Origin of the sequence: Methylobacterium nonmethylotrophicum, from assembly GCF_004745635.1 — a bacterium.
Taxonomy (GTDB): Bacteria; Pseudomonadota; Alphaproteobacteria; order Rhizobiales; family Beijerinckiaceae; genus Methylobacterium; species Methylobacterium nonmethylotrophicum.
Genome location: NZ_SRLB01000026.1, coordinates 47,754 through 65,935 on the forward strand (window position 1 = coordinate 47,754; position 18,182 = coordinate 65,935).

Sequence of the window (18,182 nt, forward strand, 5' to 3'; positions counted from 1 at the left end):
CTGTGCCGTGAAAACCGCAACTGCTCCTGCGCGCTGTTGTGCGGGGCCCCGCGTACCTGGACATCGCGGGTTCTCTCCTCTCCCCGCGGGCGCAGGGCTGTCCGGGGAAGAGGAGAAATCCTGCGCTCGATCGTTCTGCGGACGGCGCGACCGGCGGTCGCGCAAACTCGGCTGACCCGTGACGGAGTCACGTCGAAGCCCGATAGCGGGCTCACGGCCGTCGTTGGCTGTCATCATCCGACCTGACGACGGAGCTTGCCCGGCGCCTCCTCGCCAGGGCTCAGGCCGCCGGTGAGGGTGACCGTCATCGGCCCTGAGAGATGGCGTGCGTCCCCGGGCATCCCCGCGCGGCGGGCTTTCCAGGACCGATCGGCTGAACCCCGACCTTCGCGCATCACCCGAAGTTCGCCGATGCCGCTCGTGTGACCAATCGGCGTGCCTGTCGCAGCCGGATCGGCGTCGCGCGCGATGCGGTGCGCCCTCGTGCGCTGCCGCAATTCCCCCCAAGTCATGCCGCGCGCGATCACCGCAACGGCTCCGGTCGCGAGAGACACGCCGCTCAGGTCGCCCAGAAACGGCTGCGCCTGCGGCGAGCCCTCCGCTGTCCGGCGATGTATTAACAAATGTTAGTCTGATTCCGGACACGGATAACTTGACCATTGCCATCAAGGCAAACATCGACACGCTCCGTGCCAAATCGATCACAGTTTCGCCCGCAGTCGACGTCTAGTGTAGGTCAAATTCGGGAGTGGGAGACCTCCATGCCGAACTTGCCGCTGCCTGCGCCCCGCGTCCTGCTGGTCTCGCCGCGCTTCAACGCCAACTCCTTCTGGGGCTTCGAAGCGGCCTGCGCGCTGCAGGGCGCGCGCTGCCTCGCCCCGCCGCTCGGCCTGATCACGCTGGCCGCGATGCTGCCGCAGACCTGGCGCCTGCGGCTGATCGACCGCAACGCGCAGGACCTGACCGACGCCGACATCGCCGGGGCCGACCTCGTGATGAGCGGCGGCATGCTTCCGCAGGAGCCCGACATCGTCGCCCTGATGGAACGATGCCGGCGCCTCGGCGTGCCGATCTGCCTCGGCGGCCCGGCGCCGACCTCGACGCCCGAGGCCTTCGCGGAGGCCGACTTCATCGTGATCGGCGAGGCCGAGGGCATCATCCACGAGTTCGTGGCCGCCTGGGAGGCCGGTGAGCGACGCGGCCGCTTCACGGCGCCGAAGTTCAAGGCGGATGTCACCAAGACGCCGATCCCGCGCTTCGACCTCCTGGATTTCAAGAACTACCTGTGGGTGAACGTCCAGTTCTCGCGCGGCTGCCCGTTCACCTGCGAGTTCTGCGACATCATCGAGCTGTACGGCCGGGCGCCGCGCACCAAGACGGCGCCGCAGATGCTGGCCGAGCTCGACCGCCTGCTGGAGCTCGGCTATCGCGGCCATGTCGACTTCGTCGACGACAACCTGATCGGCAACAAGAAGGCGGTGAAGGCCTTCCTGCCCCACCTCCAGGCCTGGCAGGAGCGGCACGGCTTCCCGTTCAAGTTCTCGACCGAGGCGTCGCTGAACCTCGCCGACGATCCCGAGCTGCTGCGGCTGATGCGCCGCTGCAACTTCTTCGCGCTGTTCGTCGGCATCGAGACGCCGGACGAGGCGACGCTGATCCAGACCCAGAAGAAGCAGAACACCCGCCGCAGCATCGCCGAGAGCGTCCACCGCATCTACAAGGCCGGGATGTACGTGGCGGCCGGCTTCATCGTCGGCTTCGACACCGAGGAGCGGAGCGTCGCCGACGCGATGACGGCGTGCATCCGCGACACCAGCATCCCGACCGCGACGGTCGGGCTGCTCACGGCCCTGCCCAACACCCAGCTGTCGCGCCGCCTCGAGAAGGAGGGACGCCTGTTCGGCCGTTTCCGCCAGTCGATGACCGAATCGGGCGACATGTGCACCGCCGGGCTCAACTTCACCACGCTGCGCCCGCGCCGGGAGATCATGCAGGATTACCGCGACGTGGTGGCGGCGACCTACAGCCCGGCGGCGTACTTCGCCCGGGTGCGCCGGCTCGGGCGGCTGCTCGACCGGCCGACGCTGCGGCCGCGCCGCATCCACTGGCAGACCCTGCGCCGGGACACCGCCGCGTTCCTGCGCCTCCTCTGGTGCCTGCACGTCCGGCACCCGGAACTCGCCGGCCATTTCTGGCGCACGCTCGCCGACTGCCTGCGCCACCGCCCGAAATCCTTCGAGGCGGTCCTGCGCAACGTCGCGCACTTCGTCCACCTCTATCCGTTCGGGCAATACGTCGTGCGGACCATCGACGCGCGCATCGCCGATCTCGATGCCGGGCACTGGAGCGAGCCCGAGATCCTGCCGGCAGCCCAGGATGACCGTGCCCCGCACCCCGTCGCTGCCGTGGCCTGACGCCGCTCCTCGCGCCTCCGGGACGGCAAGGGGCCGGAACGTCGGGCTTCGCGCGCCGCTCCTGCTGTGATGGTCTTCCGGCCATGTCCGGAAGATCATCGCGGATCACGACCCGCGGCGCGTCGCCGACGAGCGGCAATTTCACCGCGGCACCGCGAGCGAGCGGAGCCGTATAGCGGCGCCTCGGGCCGGGATCATCGGTCGCATGCCCGCGTTTCAATTGGGCCGGCGCGATTTGTGCGATGCGATGAACCTTCCGCTGGGTTCGCCGTTGTACGCGGGTGCCGCCTGTCGCAAGGGCACCGGAGCGTGACCGCGGCAGGCATCATCCAGCCCGGCCAATCGAGGATCGTCGATGCTGAAGACCATCACCTACGCGATGATCGGTGTCCTGACCTGCGGGTTGCTGGCGGCCGTGGTCGGCGCCTCCGGCAGCCTCGTGGCCGGACACTAGCGACCGGGAGGCCCGCCCCGCCGATCGCGGCAGCGGGCCCCGCCCCGTCTCCTACTTCTCCCGGAAGGCTCTCGCGACCTGGTCGGCGAGCGGCTTGGTGAAGAAGCTCAGCACCGTGCGGCCCTCCGTCTGGATGAAGGCCTCGACCGGCATGCCGGGCGTGAGCCTGACGGCGCCGAGGCGCTTCAGCTCGTCCTCCGGCACGGCGATGCGGGTCGTGTAGTGGCCCTGGCCAGTGCGCGGGTCGGTGGTCAGGTCGGGCGAGATCCGCGATACCGCCCCGGCGATGACCGGCGTCGTGCGCTGGTTGAAGGCCGAGAAGCGCAAGGACGCCGCCTGCCCGACATGGACCTGGTCGATGTCCTGCGGCGCGAGCTTGGCCTCGACCGTCAGGTGGTCGGCCGTCGGCACGATCTGCATGATCTCGGCGCCCGGCGCCACCACGCCGCCGACGGTATGGACCGCGAGCTGGTGGACGAGGCCGTCCTGCGGCGCGCGGATCTCGACGCGCTTGAGCTGGTCCTCGGCGGTGATGCGCCGCTCGGCATATTCCGACGTCTTGCTGCGGATCTCGGCCAGCTCCTTGCCGGTCTCGGTGCGCAGGTCCTGGTCGATCTGCAGGATCTGCAGCCGCGTCTCGGTGATCCGGCCGCGCACCTGCGCGATGGTGGAGATCAAGGTCCCCTTCTCGCCCTCGAGCCGCGCGAGGTCGCGCTCGAGCGCACTCACCCGCTGGATCGGCACCAGCTTCTTGTTCCACAGGTCGCGCACCCCGCCGAGCTCCTGCTCGATGAGGGCGATCTCCCGCACCTTGGCGGCGATCTGCTCGTCTAGGCCGCGGATCTGCTCGTCGAGCTGGCCGACGCGCTCGGCGAGCTGCGACTTCTGGCCCTCCCGGGCGCTGGCGCGGGTCTGGAAGAGCCGGCGCTCCCCGCTCATCAGGCCGGCCACCACCGGATCGGCGGCCCGGGCCGTCAGCTCGCCCGGGAAGGCGAGGTCGGGGGCGCCGTCGCGCTCGGCCTCGAGGCGGGCGCGGCGGGCGGTCGATTCGTCGATCGAGCGGGTGACGATGGCGAGGTTGGCCTGCAGCACCGTCTCGTCGAGGCGCAGCAGCACGTCGCCGGCCGCGACCCGATCGCCGTTCTTGACGCGCAGCGCACCGACGACGCCGCCGGTCGGGTGCTGCACCTTCTTGACGTCGGATTCGACCACCAGCGAGCCGGCGGTGACGACGGCGCCGGAGAACTCGGCGAAGGCGGCCCAGCCGCCGGCACCGACGAACAGGAGCGCGCCGCCGACGGCGCCGGCGAGGAGATGCCGGCGGATCGAGGCCTGCGTCGCGGGGCTGATCGGGTTCATCGCGGGCTTCCTCCCTGGGCGGCCCTGAGTGTGACGGGGGCGAACCCGGCGGCGAAGCCTGCCGTGGGGGCGGCGGGCATCGCACGGGGCCGGCCGAGGGTCGGCAGGACCTCGTCGCGCGGCCCGAGCGCCTGGACCCGGCCGTTGGCCATCACCATCACCTGATCGACCGCCGCCAGCGCGCTCGGCCGGTGGGCGATCACCACCACGATGCCGCCGCGCGCCCGCACCCCGGCGATCGCCTCGGTGAGCGCCGCCTCGCCCTCCTGGTCGAGGTTGGCGTTCGGCTCGTCGAGCACCACCAGGAACGGATCGCCGTAGAGGGCCCGGGCGAGGGCCAGGCGCTGGCGCTGGCCGGCCGAGAGCAGCGCGCCGCGCTCGCCGATCTGGGTCTGGTAGCCGTCGGGCAGCGACAGGATCAGGTCGTGGACCCGGGCGGCCCGGGCGGCCGCGATGATGCCTTGCGCCTCGGCGCCGGGCCGGAAGCGCGCGATGTTGGCCGCCACCGTGCCGGGAAACAGCTCGACCTCCTGCGGCAGGTAGCCGACATGACGGCCGAGATCCTGCGGCCGCCACTGGTCGAGGCGGGCGCCGTCGAGGCGCACCGCGCCGCGCGCCGGCGGCCAGATCCCGACGATCAGGCGCGCGAGCGACGACTTGCCGGAGGCGCTGTGGCCGACGATGCCGAGCCCCTGCCCGCCCTTGAGCGTCAGGCCGATGTCGAGGGCGGTGAGCCGCTGGCCGCCGGGCGGGCCGACGCTCGCCTGCTCGACGATCAAGGCCTCGCGGGGCGCCGGCAGGGTCACGCCGTCGGGCTCCTCGCCGGCGGCGGCGAGGGCCGCGCCGAGGTGGCGCCAGCATTCGCGGGCAGCGGAGAACGTCTTCCAGTAGCCGATCGCCTGGTCGATCGGCCCGAGCGCGCGGGCGCTCAGGATCGAGCCGGCGATGATGATTCCGGCGGTGGCCTCCTGGCGGATCACCAGGAAGGCGCCGACGCCGAGGACGGCCGATTGCAGCACCACCCGCAGCACCTTCGCGGCGTTGTGGATCGCCCCCGTGATCTCGGCGGTGCGCTCCTGGGTGGCGTGCGAGGCGGCGTTGACCCGGGCCCACAGGCCGGCGAGGTCGGGCTCCATGCCCATCGCCCGCACGGTCTCGGCGTTGCGCCGGCTCGCCTCGGCGACGAAGCCGCGGGCGGCCGACGCCTCGCGGGCGTCGCGGGCGTGGTGGCGGGTCAGGATCTCGGCCAAAGCCGTCAGGCCGACGAGGGCGAGCGCCCCGAGGAGCGCGGTCAACCCGATCCAGACGTGGAAGGCGAAGAGCAGCGCGAGGTAGACCGGGACCCAGGGCAGGTCGAACAGCGCGCCAGGGCCCCCGCCGGAGAGGGCCCCGCGGATCTGGTCGAGGTCGCGAATCGGGCGAAGCTCGTCGGCCTCCGCCCGGCCGCGCAGCGGCAGGGTGACGACGGCGCGGAAGACGCGCCGGCTCAAGGCCTCGTCGAAGGCCCGCCCCGCCCGCAGCAGCAGGCGCGACCGGATCAGGTCGAAGAAGCCCTGGCCGAGATAGAGCACCAGCACGATCAGGCTGAGACCCACCAGGGTCGGCACGCTGCGGCTCGGGATGACCCGGTCGTAGACCTCGAGCATGTAGAACGAGCCGGCGAGCGCCAGGAGGTTGACGGCGCCGCTGAGCACCGCGACTCCGAGGACGACGTGGCGCAGCTGCGCGAGCGCCGCGACGATCGGCGGGGCGGAATCCGCCCGGGACGGTCCGAGGCCGAAGGCCGTGAGCGCGTCGTGCCGGAGCCCGGAGCCCGGCGCGGCGCGCCCGGTGTGATCGGCCGCGGCGGGGTCGTCACGCCGGTCGCGCAGCTTGTGGACCCGCCGCAGGGCCGCGGCGGCCCGGTCGCGCGCGACGTCGCGGAGGCGCCCGGGCTGCAGGAGGCGAAGATCGAGAAGTGTCACGGGGATCAAGGGCTCCGTGTGGCGGCACGCGGCAGGGCGAGCCCGGCCGGCTGGACCCGGTGCGGCGGCGCGACGAGGCGGTGGGAGATCGATGGCGCGCGGGACCCCGCCCGCCGGCCGTTTCGAGACCGGCGGGCGGGGCATCACGTTCCTCAGACGAGATAGTCGTGGAAGGTGAAGTGCTGGGCGCCGTCCTTCTCCAGCGTCAGGTGGGCGCCCGGGACGGCGTCGCCGTGATAGGTGGCGCTGTCGAGGTAGAGGTTGCGGTCCCGCGCGGCCGAACCGCCCCAATCGTCGTTGACGAACTTGATCGCCACGTCGTGGTTGCCCTGGCCCCAGTCGCCGCGCACCGAGATCAGGTCGGACTGACCGGAGCTGTGCAGGGATTGCGCGGTCTGGACGCCGCCGATCTGCTTGCCGTCGACCGAGACGGTGTACTGGGCGTTGCCGTGATACGCGTCCTGGCTGACCTTCAGGAGCAGCTGGTCGGAGCCGCTGCCGAGGGTGACGCTCGGCTGGGCCGTGCCGATGGGCGCGGGCGCCGGCGCCGGGGTGGTCGGCGTCGGGGTCGCCGGCGCCGTCGGGGTGGGGGCCGTCACCGGGTGGTCGCCGCCGCCGGCCGGGGTCGCGGCGGTGTTGTTGGTCACCAGCTCGAGATGCGAGCGGATGGCGTTCATGTCCTTGAACAGGTTGTCGACCTGGCTCTGGTTCGCGCCCTGCTCGACATAGGCGAGCTGCAGCGTGTTCGGGCCGGCGGTGTCGGTGACGTAGCCGCCGTAGTTCTGGTAGGCCTTGGCCAGGGCCATGCCCTCCGGCGTCGTGATGCCGATCTTGGTCAGGTCGACGTCCTTCGGGATCGCGAACAGCGAGCCGAGCGGGATGCTGCCGGCATAGTTGCCGGTGTAGCTGTCGGCGGTGGTGGCCGGCCAGACATAGGGCGTGCTGCTGGTGCCGGCCTGGGTGGTCGCGATCGCCATCGCGACGGCGTGGTCGATCGAGAGCGAATCGAGGTCCGACTTCTGCACCAGGCCGCCCATCAGCGACATGCCGGCGGCGCGGATGCCCTCGTGCGCACCCGGCGTGTTGGCGATGCCGTCACCCGTGACGGTGTTCTCGGCGAGGTAGGTGGCGTGGTAGGCGTTGGTGCCGGTCTTCGCGCCGAGCCAGGTCTCGACGTAGTGCTGGCCGTCCTCCGAGACGATGATCGCCCAGCCGTCGCCGGTCTTGAACTGCAGGTCGGTCGGCGTCCGCATCTGGAACGTGCCGTTGTTCACCGGGGTGTTGCCGAAGGTCCAGTCGGCATTCGTCCCGCGGGCCTCGTAGCTCCAGGTCGCCAGCGGATCGGTCGCCTTGGCCTGGTAGATCGGGATCGCATCCTGGCCGATCCAGGTGTTCACGCCGGCCTGGTGCTGGATCGAGGCGGTCTGCGCCCCGGACTCGGCCTGGAACTGAGCGCTCGTCCCGATCGGGGTGTTCCAGATGCTGTCCGGCGCAAAGGGTTGCGCGACCGTTTGATAAGCCATGTATCACATCCAAGTCAGTGGAAGGGCAGCCGAACCCGCAGGAAGCGGTGGCATGAGGGCGTCATCACCAGAAGATCAGGGCCTGGTTGGGTCCTGATCCGATGCGCGAGCCGGACAATAAGTAGCAATGTTTGGGTGTCAACCCGGGTTAACAAAACGTAGTCTTAAGGATATTTTAGCAAATATTTTCCCGGACAGGTGTCGCTGGTGGGTGATTCGCCGATTCTGCCAGGGAAAGCCAAGGAAATGGACAGGGCTTCCGGCGCCGGATGCGTGACGCTGAAGCGAGTGATGGTCGACGGCAACTCTCGGCCGCACGATGCATCGCAGCAACGTGGCCGTATTGCGCACGGGTCGACAGGTTCGAGGAGCCATCGCTAAGCTCAAGCCTGCCCCCCTCCCTCAGATGAATGATCGTCCCGTTATGGGACGCCCGGGAGGCGGCGGTGACGAGGCCGGGTCCTGTTCGCGGCGAAGCTGGGTGTCGACTGGGCAGCGGCGCCACTCGCTGCAGACCACCCCAGGCAGCGGCGACGCGATCTGGTCAGCACATCGCGTAGCGCGAAGGTCAGCCCACGATCGACACCTGACACCATTTGCGCGACTTGCCGTCTCGGCCCGGAGCGAAGCGGCGGCACCGGATTGGACCGGCGCGAACTCAAGCATCGCGCGACCAATCGTGAAACACCGCCGATAGGCGTAGGCAACAGTCATCTGGCTCGCCAATTGGCGGGGTGCGCAGCCGGCCTAAGGCTCCTTTCATAATGGAGATCCAGGTGTGACAGTGTCGTTCACGGCAATCCCTTCCTATAACGAGCAGATGCCATGCTCCTTTCCGACGAAACATCCGTCGATCCGGCGCTGAATCCGCTCCAGACGGGAAACAATGCATCGTCTTCAGCGGCCGAGACGATCGAGCAGGCAACGGTAGATGCCATGACGGCGGGCGGGACGGAGCCCGGGAGCACGGCTGCCGCGCTCGTGGCCGCGGCGCCGGTCGGCTCGAGCGGCGTACCCGATGCCGCCGCGACCACGGCCCCGCCCCTCAAGGACCTCGCGGTCACCCCGGGCTCGGCGGCCCCGGCGACCATCGCGTATTGCTGCGGCACCTGCGGCTACGTGAACTGCCCGACCCGTCTCCTGAACCTGTCCCCCGACAGCATCCTGTCCGCGAACGGACAGCTGCCCGGCTACGGCAGCGGCGCGCCGGTCGGTGCCACGACCGCGACGCCGGGCGGACCGGAGACGGCCGTCGGACCGTCGAAGACCCAGATCCCGTCCTTGAGCGGACCGATCACCACCGCGACGGCGACGCCCCGGCTGCAGCCCCTGACCGTCACCACCAACGCCAGCAACAAGATCGTCCTCGAAAATCAGAAGACCGGCAGCCCGGCCAGCGAGTGGAACCTCAACGGCGCCGGCGACTCCAACATCGAGGGCTTCGCCACCGACATCAGCACCAACGTCGGCAACACGGTCAACTTCAAGATCAACACCAACTCGACGAACTATCGGATCGACATCTATCGGCTCGGCTATTACGGGGGCTTGGGCGCGCGCAAGGTCGACACGCTCCAGCATACCGGGCTGCAGACCCAGCCCACGCCCCTGCGCGACGCGGCGACCGGCCTGGTGGATGCCGGCAACTGGTCGGTCTCGGCCTCGTGGAGTGTGCCGGCGGACGCGGTCTCGGGCGTCTACATCGCCAAGCTGACACGCCAGGACGGCACGGCGGGCGAGAACGAGATCCCGTTCATCGTCCGCGACGATGCGAGCCACAGCGACATCATCTTCCAGACCGCCGACGAGACCTGGCAGGCCTACAACCACTGGGGCGGAGCCAATTTCTATGGCGGCAACGGCCCGGCCACCGGCCAGGGCACCGGGCGCGCCTACGCGGTCAGCTACAACCGGCCCATCACCACCCGGGCCGGCGGCATCGCGGCCGGCCCGCACGACTACATCTACGGCGCCGAGTTCCCGGCCATCATGTGGCTGGAGCAGAACGGCTACGACGTCTCGTACATGTCCGGCGTGGATGCCGACCGCTACGGCAGCCTGCTCAAGAACCACAAGATGTACCTCGACGTCGGTCACGACGAGTACTGGTCGGGCCAGCAGCGCGACAACGTCGAGGCGGCGCGGGATGCCGGCGTGAACCTGTCGTTCTGGAGCGGCAACGAGGTCTACTGGCGCACGCGGTTCTCCAACAGCATCAGCAGCGACGCCACGCCGTACCGCACGCTCGTCTCCTACAAGGAGACCTGGGGCGCCAACCAGAACCTCGATCCGACCAGCCAGTGGACCGGCACCTTCCGCGATCCCCGCGGGCCGGCCGGGACGGTCGGCAACAACGACCCGGAGAATGCCCTCACCGGCACGATGTTCCAGGTCGATTCCTACGTCCTCGACACGATGCAGGTGCCGTACGACGATGCGAACCTGCGCTTCTGGCGCAATACCAGCGTCGCCGGCCTGCAGCCGGGCCAGACCGCCTCGCTCAACAAGAACTATCTCGGCTACGAGTGGGACGAGGCCCCCGACAACGCCACCGCCCCGGCCGGGCTGGTGCGGCTGTCCTCGACCACGATCGACGAGACGACCTACCTCCAGGATTACGGCAACACCACCGGCAAGGGCACGGCGACCCACAGCCTGACGCTCTACCGGGCGCCGAGCGGCGCCCTCGTGTTCGGGGCCGGCACCGTCTACTGGTCCTGGGGCCTGTCGGCCAACCACGACAACGAGCCGACGCCGACCGATCCGCGGATCCAGCAGGCGATGGTCAATCTGCTGGCCGACATGGGCATCCAGCCCCAGACCCTCGATCCGGCCCTCACGCCCGCCACCGCCTCGACCGACCACACGGCGCCGACCTCCACCCTCACGGCGCCGACGAGCGGCACCAGCGTGGCGGCGTTCCAGACCGTCACGATCACCGGCACGGCGGCGGATACCGGCGGCGGCGTGGTCGCGGGCGTCGAGGTCTCGACCGACAACGGCGTCACCTGGCGCGCCGCCACCGGCGACGAGACCTGGAGCTACCGGTTCGCCCCGCAGGTCGCCGGCACCTACGTGATCCGTACCCGGGCGACGGATGACAGCGTCAACATGGAGACGCCATCCGCCGGCAGGACCCTGACGGTGACGGCGCCGCCCTCGCAGACCATTTTTCCCGGCTCGGCGACCCCGAAGGTCGTCAACACCGCCGACACCGACTCGGTCGAGCTCGGCGTCCAGTTCAGGAGCTCGGCCGCCGGCACCGTCAGCGGCATCCGCTTCTACAAGGGCTCGCAGGACCGCGGCACCCATACCGGCACCCTGTGGTCGAGCACCGGCCAGATCCTCGCCACCGCGACCTTCACCAACGAGACGACCGACGGCTGGCAGACCGCCACCTTCTCGAACCCCGTGGCGCTGACGCCGGGCGCGACCTACGTCGCCTCCTACCACTCGACGCTCGGGCATTACTCGAGCGACGTGGGCTATTTCAGCGCCGGACCGGTGACCAGCGGCTCGCTCACCGCCACGACCGGCATCTATACCTACAGCAGCGCCACCACCTTCCCGACCCAGACCTTCCAGAACACCAATTTCTGGGTCGACGTGCTGTTCAACCCGGCCTCCGGCACGACAAACCAGCCGCCGAACGCCGTCAACGACACCGGCCCGGCGGTGACCCAGAACACCGCCGTGACCGTCTCGACTTCAACGCTGCTGGCCAACGACACCGACCCGAACGGCGACGTGCTGACGGTCACCTCGGTGACGAGCGGCACCGGCGGCACCGCAACGCTCAACACCGCGAACGCGACGATCACCTTCACGCCGACCACCGGCTTCACCGGCGCAGCCAATTTCTCCTACGCGATCTCGGACGGGCGCGGCGGCACCTCGTCCGCCAGCGTCGCCCTCACGGTGTCGCCGCCCGGCACCAGCCCGGTCAGCCTGTTCTCCGCGAGTGCGACGCCCGCAATCGCCAGCGAGAGCGATACCGGTGCGGTGGAACTCGGGGTGAAGTTCCAGACCTCGACCGCCGGCACGGTCAGCGCGATCAAGTTCTACAAGGGCAGCCAGAATACCGGGACGCATACCGGCACCCTGTGGTCCAGCACCGGCCAGGTGCTCGCCACCGTCACCTTCGCCAACGAGACCGCGAGCGGCTGGCAGACCGCCACCTTCTCGAATCCGGTCGCCCTCACCGCAGGCACGACCTACGTCGCTTCCTACCACACCAATACCGGCCACTATTCGACGACGGCGAACGGCTTCTCGAGCGCGGTGACGAGCGGGCCGCTCACCGCGCCGGCGACGGCCAACGGCGTCTACGCCTATGGCGGCACCAGCGTGTTCCCGACCACCACCTTCCAGGCGACGAACTACTGGGTCGACGTCGTCTTCAATCCCGGTGCCACCGTGACGAACCAGCCGCCGGCGGCGGTGAACGACACCGGCCCGGCGGTGACCCAGAACACGCCCGTCACCTTCTCGACCGCGACCTTGCTCGCCAACGACACCGACCCGAACGGCGACACCCTGACGGTCACCTCGGTGACAAGCGGGACCGGCGGCACCGCGACGCTCAGCACCCAGAACGCCACCGTCACCTTCACGCCGACCACCGGCTTCACCGGCGCGGCCAATTTCTCCTACGCGATCTCGGATGGCCGCGGCGGAACGGCCTCCGCCACCGTCGCCCTCACGGTCTCGGCTCCCGGCACCGCCCCGGTCAGCCTGTTCCCCACCGGCACGCCGGCGGCGACCAACACCAACGACACCAGCCCGGTGGAACTCGGGGTGAAGTTCCAGACCTCGACCGCCGGCACGGTCAGCGCGATCAAGTTCTACAAGGGCACCCTCGATACCGGCACCCATACCGGCACCCTGTGGTCGAGCAGCGGACAGGTGCTCGCGACCGCGACCTTCACCAACGAGACCGCGAGCGGCTGGCAGACCGCCACCCTGTCGAATCCGGTGACGCTGACCCCCGGCACGACCTACACGGCGTCCTACCACACCAATGCCGGGCGCTACTCGACGACGGCCAATGGGTTCTCGAGCGCGGTGACGAGCGGGCCGCTCACCGCGCCGGCGACGGCCAACGGCGTCTACGCCTATGGCAGCACCAGCCTCTATCCGACCCAGAGCTTCCAGGCGACGAACTACTGGGTCGACGTCGTCTTCAACCCGAACAGCAGCGCCACCAACCAGCCGCCGGTCGCCGTCAACGACACCGGCCCGGCGGTGACCCGCAACACGCCGATCACCTTCTCGACCGCGACGCTGCTCGCCAACGACACCGACCCGAACGGCGACGCCCTGACGGTCACCTCGGTGACGAACGGCACCGGCGGCACCGCGACGCTCAACATCCAGAACGCCACCGTCACCTTCACGCCGACCACCGGCTTCACCGGCGCGGCCAACTTCTCCTACGCGATCTCGGACGGGCACGGCGGCGCGTCCTCGGCGAATGTCGCCCTCACGGTCTCGGCGCCGAGCACGAGCCCGGTCAGCCTGTTCCCGACCGGCACGCCGGCGACGACCAACACCAACGACACCAGCCCGGTGGAACTCGGGGTGAAGTTCCAGACCTCGACCGCCGGCACGGTCAGCGCGATCAAGTTCTACAAGGGCACCCTCGATACCGGCACCCATACCGGCACCCTGTGGTCGAGCAGCGGACAGAAGCTCGCGACCGCGACCTTCACCAACGAGACCGCGAGCGGCTGGCAGACCGCCACCTTCGCGAGCCCGGTGACGCTGACGCCAGGCACGACCTACACGGCGTCCTACCACACCAATGCCGGGCGCTACGCGAACACCGCCAACGCCTTCGCGAACGCGGTGACGAGCGGCCCGCTGACGGCGCTCGCGAGCGACTCCTCGGGCGGCAACGGCGTCTACGCCTATGGCAGCACCAGCCTGTTCCCGACCAACTCGTTCAACCGGTCCAACTACTGGGTCGACGTCGTCTTCAATCCGTCGGCGGCAGCGTAGAACTTCACCACAGGAGACCACCGATGATCCCCGAAACCTACTCGGACGGCATCAGCGAGATCACCGTGACCGGCTCGATCGTCCGGATCGACCTGATGAGCCTGTCGCCCTCGGAGCGCGACGCCAACGGCCATCCGGTGCCGATGGTGCGCCAGCGCCTGATCCTGCCGGCCGACGCCTTCGCCAACGCCGCCGACCTGATGCAGCAGGTGAAGACCAGCCTGATCGAGTCCGGCGTCGTCCATCCGGGCCAGGCCGCGCCGGGACTGCCGCTGCGCGAGCCGGTGCCGTTCGCGGGCGCCCGCCCGGGGCGCAACACCTCGCCGAACTTCTCCTGAACCTGTCCGGGCGCCGCCGTGGATACCGGACTGCACTGCCTCGTCGCCGTGGCGCGCCACCACGGCATCGACCTCGATCCCGACCGCCTCGCGCACGCCTATGCGGTCGGGGACGAGGCGGTGTCGGGCCCGCGCCTGACCCGGATGGCGCGGGAGGTGGGCTTAAGGGCCGGCCGGGCCCGCCTGTCCTTTTCAAGCCTCACCGATCTCGGCGGCGCCTTCCCGGCGCTGGCGCGCCTGAAGAACGGGAATTTCGTCGTCGTCACCGGCACCGACCGGCAGGGCGAGGCCCCGCGCCTGATCGTGTTCGACCCCAAGGCCTCCCGGCACGAGCCGTTCCTCCTCGACGAAGAGGCCTTCTGCGCCGCCTGGGCCGGCGAGGTGCTGCTGGTGCGCCCGAAGGCGCGCCGGCGCACCCCCGACGGACGGCGCCCGTTCGGGCTCCTGTGGTTCGTGCCTGAGATCCTGCGCCAGCGCCGGCTCTTCTCCGACGTGATCGTGGCGGCTTTGGCGCTCTACGCCGTCGGCCTCGCGGTGCCGCTGTTCTCGCAGCTCGTCATCGACCGGGTGCTGACCCACGAATCCACCGCCACGCTCACGGTGCTCGCCGGCGGCGTGGTGCTGGCGCTCCTGTTCGAGGCCTGCTTCACCTTCCTCAGGCGCTATCTCCTGCTCTACGCCTCGAACCGCATCGACATCCGCGTGGCGGTCAAGACCTTCGCGCATCTCCTCGGCCTGCCGCTCGCCCATTTCGAGCAGGTGCCGGCCGGCATCCTGGTCAAGCACATGCAGCAGGCCGCGCGGGTGCGCGAGTTCCTGACCGGGCGGCTCCTGACGACCGCGCTCGACGCCTGCTCGCTGGTGGTGTTCGTGCCGGTGCTGCTCCTCTACAGCGCCAAGCTGACCCTGGTGGTGCTGGCCTTCACGGGCCTCGTCGCGCTCACCATCGCGTGCCTGATCGGGCCGTTCCGGCGCCGGCTGCAGGCGCTCTACGACGCGGAGGGCGAGCGCCAGGCACTGCTCGTCGAGTCGGTCCAGGGCATGCGCACCATCAAGTCCCTGGCGATGGAGCCGCTGCAGGGCCGCCAGTGGGAGGATGCCTCGGCGCAGGCCGTCCAGATGCGCTACGGGGTCGAGCGGATCTCGGCCATCGCACAGGCCGTGACGGGGCTCCTGGAAAAGCTCACCTCCGTGGCGATCATCGGCCTCGGCGCCATGGACGTGTTCGACCGCCAGATGACGGTCGGCGCGCTCGTCGCCTTCAACATGCTGGCCGGCCGCGTCTCGGGCCCCCTCGTGCAGATGCTCACCATGGCACACGAGTACCAGGAGGTCGCGCTCTCGGTCCGGATGCTCGGCGAGGTGATGAACCGGGCGCCGGAGACCGAGGGCCCGAGCCGCGGCCTGTGCCCGCCCTTGCGCGGCGAGATCACCTTCGAGGACGTGCGCTTCGCCTACGGGCCGGACCGGCCGCCGGCCCTCGATTCGGTGTCGTTCACGCTCGAGGCCGGCAGCATCGTCGGGGTGGTGGGACGCAGCGGCTCGGGCAAGACCACCATCACCCGGCTGATCCAGCGGCTCTATCCGGTGCAGCAGGGGCTGGTGCGCCTCGACGGGCACGACATCCGCGAGATCGACCTCGCGCATCTGCGCCGCCAGGTCGGGGTGGTCCTGCAGGACAGCTTCCTGTTCCGCGGCACGGTGCGGGAGAACATCGCGGCGGCCAAGCCCTCGGCGAGCTTCGAGGAGATCGCCGAGGCGGCGCGCGCCGCCGGCGCCGACGAGTTCATCGAGCGCCTGCCGCGAGGCTTCGAGACTCTTCTGGAGGAGAACGCCTCCAACCTGTCGGGCGGCCAGCGCCAGCGCCTCGCCATCGCCCGGGCCCTGGTGACGGATCCGCGGCTCCTGATCCTCGACGAGGCGACGAGCGCCCTCGATCCCGACAGCGAGGCGATCATCCGCCGCAACCTGCGCCGGATCGCCCGCGGCCGCACGGTGCTGATCGTCTCGCACCGCCTCGCCACCCTGGTCGATGCCCACGCGATCCTGGTGATCGATGCCGGCCGCCTCGTCGCGGCGGGCCGCCACGACCAGCTCCTCACCGCCTGCACCACCTACCGCCACCTCTGGAACCAGCAGACGAGGCAGGCCGCATGAGCGCAACCCAGCCCGACGCCGGCCCGGACGAGACCTTCGCCGAGCGGCCGCCGCTCGCCGCCGTTCCGGCCTCGGAGCCGGCTCCCGGGACGGTCCCTCCCCGCGGCGAGGTGGTGGTCCTGCCCTCCCGGCGGCGTCCGGCTTTGGTCTCGGCATTCCAGCCCGACGCGCTGGCGGTCGAGGAGCGGGCGCCGCCCCGGGTCGCCCGGGCGACGCTCTACGGCGTGGCGGCTTTGCTCGCGACCGGCGTGACGTGGTCGTGCCTGGCGGAGATCGACGAGATCGCGAGCGCCCGGGGCCGCCTCGTCACCACGGTGCCGAACATCGTGGTCCAGCCCCTCGAGACGGCGGCGATCCGCGCGATCGCCGTGACGGTCGGCCAGCCGGTCAGGGCCGGCGACACGCTGGCGGTGCTCGATCCGACCTTCAGCGAGGCCGACGTGCAGCAGCTCACCGCGCGCCTCGCCGCCACCCAGGCGATGGTGGCGCGGCTCGAGGCGGAATCCGAGGAGCGCGAGGTCGCCTTTGACCTGACCCGGCCCGAGCAGGCGCTCGAGGCGCGCCTCGCCCGCCAGCGCCGGGCCCTGCGCGAGAGCCGCCTGCGCGGCCTCGACGAGGAGCTTGCGCGGGCGGAATCGAGCCTCGCCCGCAACCGCCGCGAGGAGACGGTGCTGCTCGCCCGCCTCGACGGGTTGCGGGAGATCGAGGGGATGCGCACCACGCTGCTCGAGCAGCAGATCGGCTCGAAGCTCAACCTGCTCCAGACCCGCGACGCCCGCCTCGACGTCGAATCCTCGCTGGTGCGCACCCGCGGCGCGCAAGTCGAGGCGCGCCACGACCTCGCCAAGGCCACGGCCCAGCGCCAGGCCTTCCTCGACGAGACCGGCCGCACGGTGCTCGAGGCGCTGGCCGATGCCCGCGAGAAGCGCACGGTCGCGGCGGAGGAACTGCGCAAGGCGAGCCTGCGGCGCCAGCTCGTGACGCTCACGGCGCCCGCCGACGGCACCGTGCTCGACATCGCCCAGCGCGGTGCCGGCTCGGTGGCGAAGCAAGCCGAGCCGCTCGTCACGCTCGTGCCCGCGGGCATCCCGCTGGAGGCCGAGGTGATGATCCATCCCCGCGACATCGGCCATGTCGCGGCGGGCCAGGCCGCCCGGGTGAAGCTCGACGCCTTTCCGTTCCAGAAGCACGGGACGGTGTCCGGCCATGTCCGCACGGTGAGCCGGGACGCCTTCCCGTCCGAGCCCGAGGGCCGCAGCCCCGCACCGGGCCAGCCGCCGGCCCTGTTCTACCGCGCCCGCATCAGCCTCGACGACACCGCCCTGCGCGCCCTGCCGTCCGGCGCCGGGCTCATTCCCGGCATGGCGGTGCAGGGCGAGGTCCAGGTCGGAAAGCGGCGGGTGATCGCCTACTTCCTCTACCCGCTGATGCAGGTGGCCGACGAGGGCATCCGGGAGCCGTGAGGGGCGGGCGGCGGGGGGCGCCTCTCGGCCCGCTGCACGCACCCGTGCATCCGCGGCCGTGCCGAACACGGAGGAGCCCTCCTCGCAGATCCTTCCCACTGTCTAAAAGTGGGGCGCGGGTTTCCCTCTCCCCGTGGGCGCAGGGCTGTCTGGGAAAAACCCCCTTTAGAATCAAGCGCGAGTCTCCCCTCACCAGGCGATACCGGGCAAGCCCGGTATCGCCTGGTGAGGGGAGACTCGCGCCTTTCCTTTTCCCCGGACAGCCCTGCCGCGGGCGCGGAGAGGAGAGAAACCGGGCCCCGTCTTTGCTCCGGCCGAGCCAGCCACAGGCCTGTTCGGCGACGATCCGGGATGCAGGGCCGCTGCCTCCGGACACCGAAGCGGATCACGATCCGCCCTCGTCCGAGGCCATCAGCGGTCATGGATCCCGCGCTCGCCCGCAGGGCGGCGCGACGGTCGCGAGAAGAGGGTCGGTCTCGAGCCCGGTCCCGGCCCGGGACGGAGCCGGCG

At 70.4% G+C, this 18,182-nt stretch carries 9 protein-coding genes; 5 read left to right on the forward strand and 4 right to left on the reverse strand.

The genetic code is table 11. The features are described from left to right. Positions 1-233: 233 nt before the first annotated feature. Positions 234-527 (reverse strand): hypothetical protein, encoded by a 294-nt coding sequence (locus tag EU555_RS26860; RefSeq protein ID WP_135418457.1) that lies wholly within the window; start codon positions 525-527, stop codon positions 234-236. A gap of 234 nt (positions 528-761) precedes the next feature. Between EU555_RS26860 and EU555_RS26865 the strand changes: the two genes are divergently transcribed. Further along, positions 762-2,414, forward strand: coding sequence for a B12-binding domain-containing radical SAM protein (locus EU555_RS26865; protein WP_135418458.1), 1,653 nt, complete (start codon positions 762-764; stop codon positions 2,412-2,414). 505 nt (positions 2,415-2,919) lie between these two features. On the opposite strand, the gene EU555_RS26870 is transcribed toward EU555_RS26865, so the two are convergent. The 3 genes from EU555_RS26870 to EU555_RS26880 form a co-directional block, all read right to left on the reverse strand. Beyond that, entirely contained in the window at positions 2,920-4,227 is a 1,308-nt protein-coding gene (locus EU555_RS26870; RefSeq protein ID WP_135418459.1) for an HlyD family type I secretion periplasmic adaptor subunit, read from the reverse strand. After that, the gene (locus tag EU555_RS26875; RefSeq protein ID WP_135418481.1) at positions 4,224-5,969 is read right to left on the reverse strand and encodes a type I secretion system permease/ATPase; all 1,746 of its coding nucleotides are present in this window, start codon (positions 5,967-5,969) and stop codon (positions 4,224-4,226) included. The genes EU555_RS26870 and EU555_RS26875 overlap by 4 nt, the downstream gene beginning before the upstream one ends. Before the next feature lie 374 nt (positions 5,970-6,343). Next, positions 6,344-7,714, reverse strand: a complete 1,371-nt coding sequence (locus EU555_RS26880) for a carbohydrate-binding domain-containing protein (RefSeq protein ID WP_245524518.1) — start codon at positions 7,712-7,714, stop codon at positions 6,344-6,346. A gap of 936 nt (positions 7,715-8,650) precedes the next feature. Between EU555_RS26880 and EU555_RS26885 the strand changes: the two genes are divergently transcribed. From EU555_RS26885 to EU555_RS26900, 4 genes are read left to right on the forward strand one after another with little or no spacing between them, the layout of a single operon-like run. Beyond that, positions 8,651-13,714 carry a DUF4082 domain-containing protein gene (locus EU555_RS26885; RefSeq protein WP_135418460.1) on the forward strand — a complete coding sequence of 1,688 codons (5,064 nt, stop codon included), beginning with the start codon at positions 8,651-8,653 and terminating at the stop codon, positions 13,712-13,714. A 23-nt stretch (positions 13,715-13,737) separates the two neighbouring features. Further along, complete coding sequence (locus EU555_RS26890; RefSeq protein ID WP_135418461.1) at positions 13,738-14,052, forward strand: hypothetical protein; 315 nt, start codon at positions 13,738-13,740, stop codon at positions 14,050-14,052. Between the two features lie 18 nt (positions 14,053-14,070). Beyond that, positions 14,071-16,209 (forward strand): peptidase domain-containing ABC transporter, encoded by a 2,139-nt coding sequence (locus EU555_RS26895; RefSeq protein ID WP_135418462.1) that lies wholly within the window; start codon positions 14,071-14,073, stop codon positions 16,207-16,209. Further along, complete coding sequence (locus tag EU555_RS26900; protein WP_245524519.1) at positions 16,206-17,672, forward strand: HlyD family type I secretion periplasmic adaptor subunit; 1,467 nt, start codon at positions 16,206-16,208, stop codon at positions 17,670-17,672. Before EU555_RS26895 ends, EU555_RS26900 begins: the two co-directional genes overlap by 4 nt. The last annotated feature ends 510 nt before the right edge of the window (positions 17,673-18,182 follow it).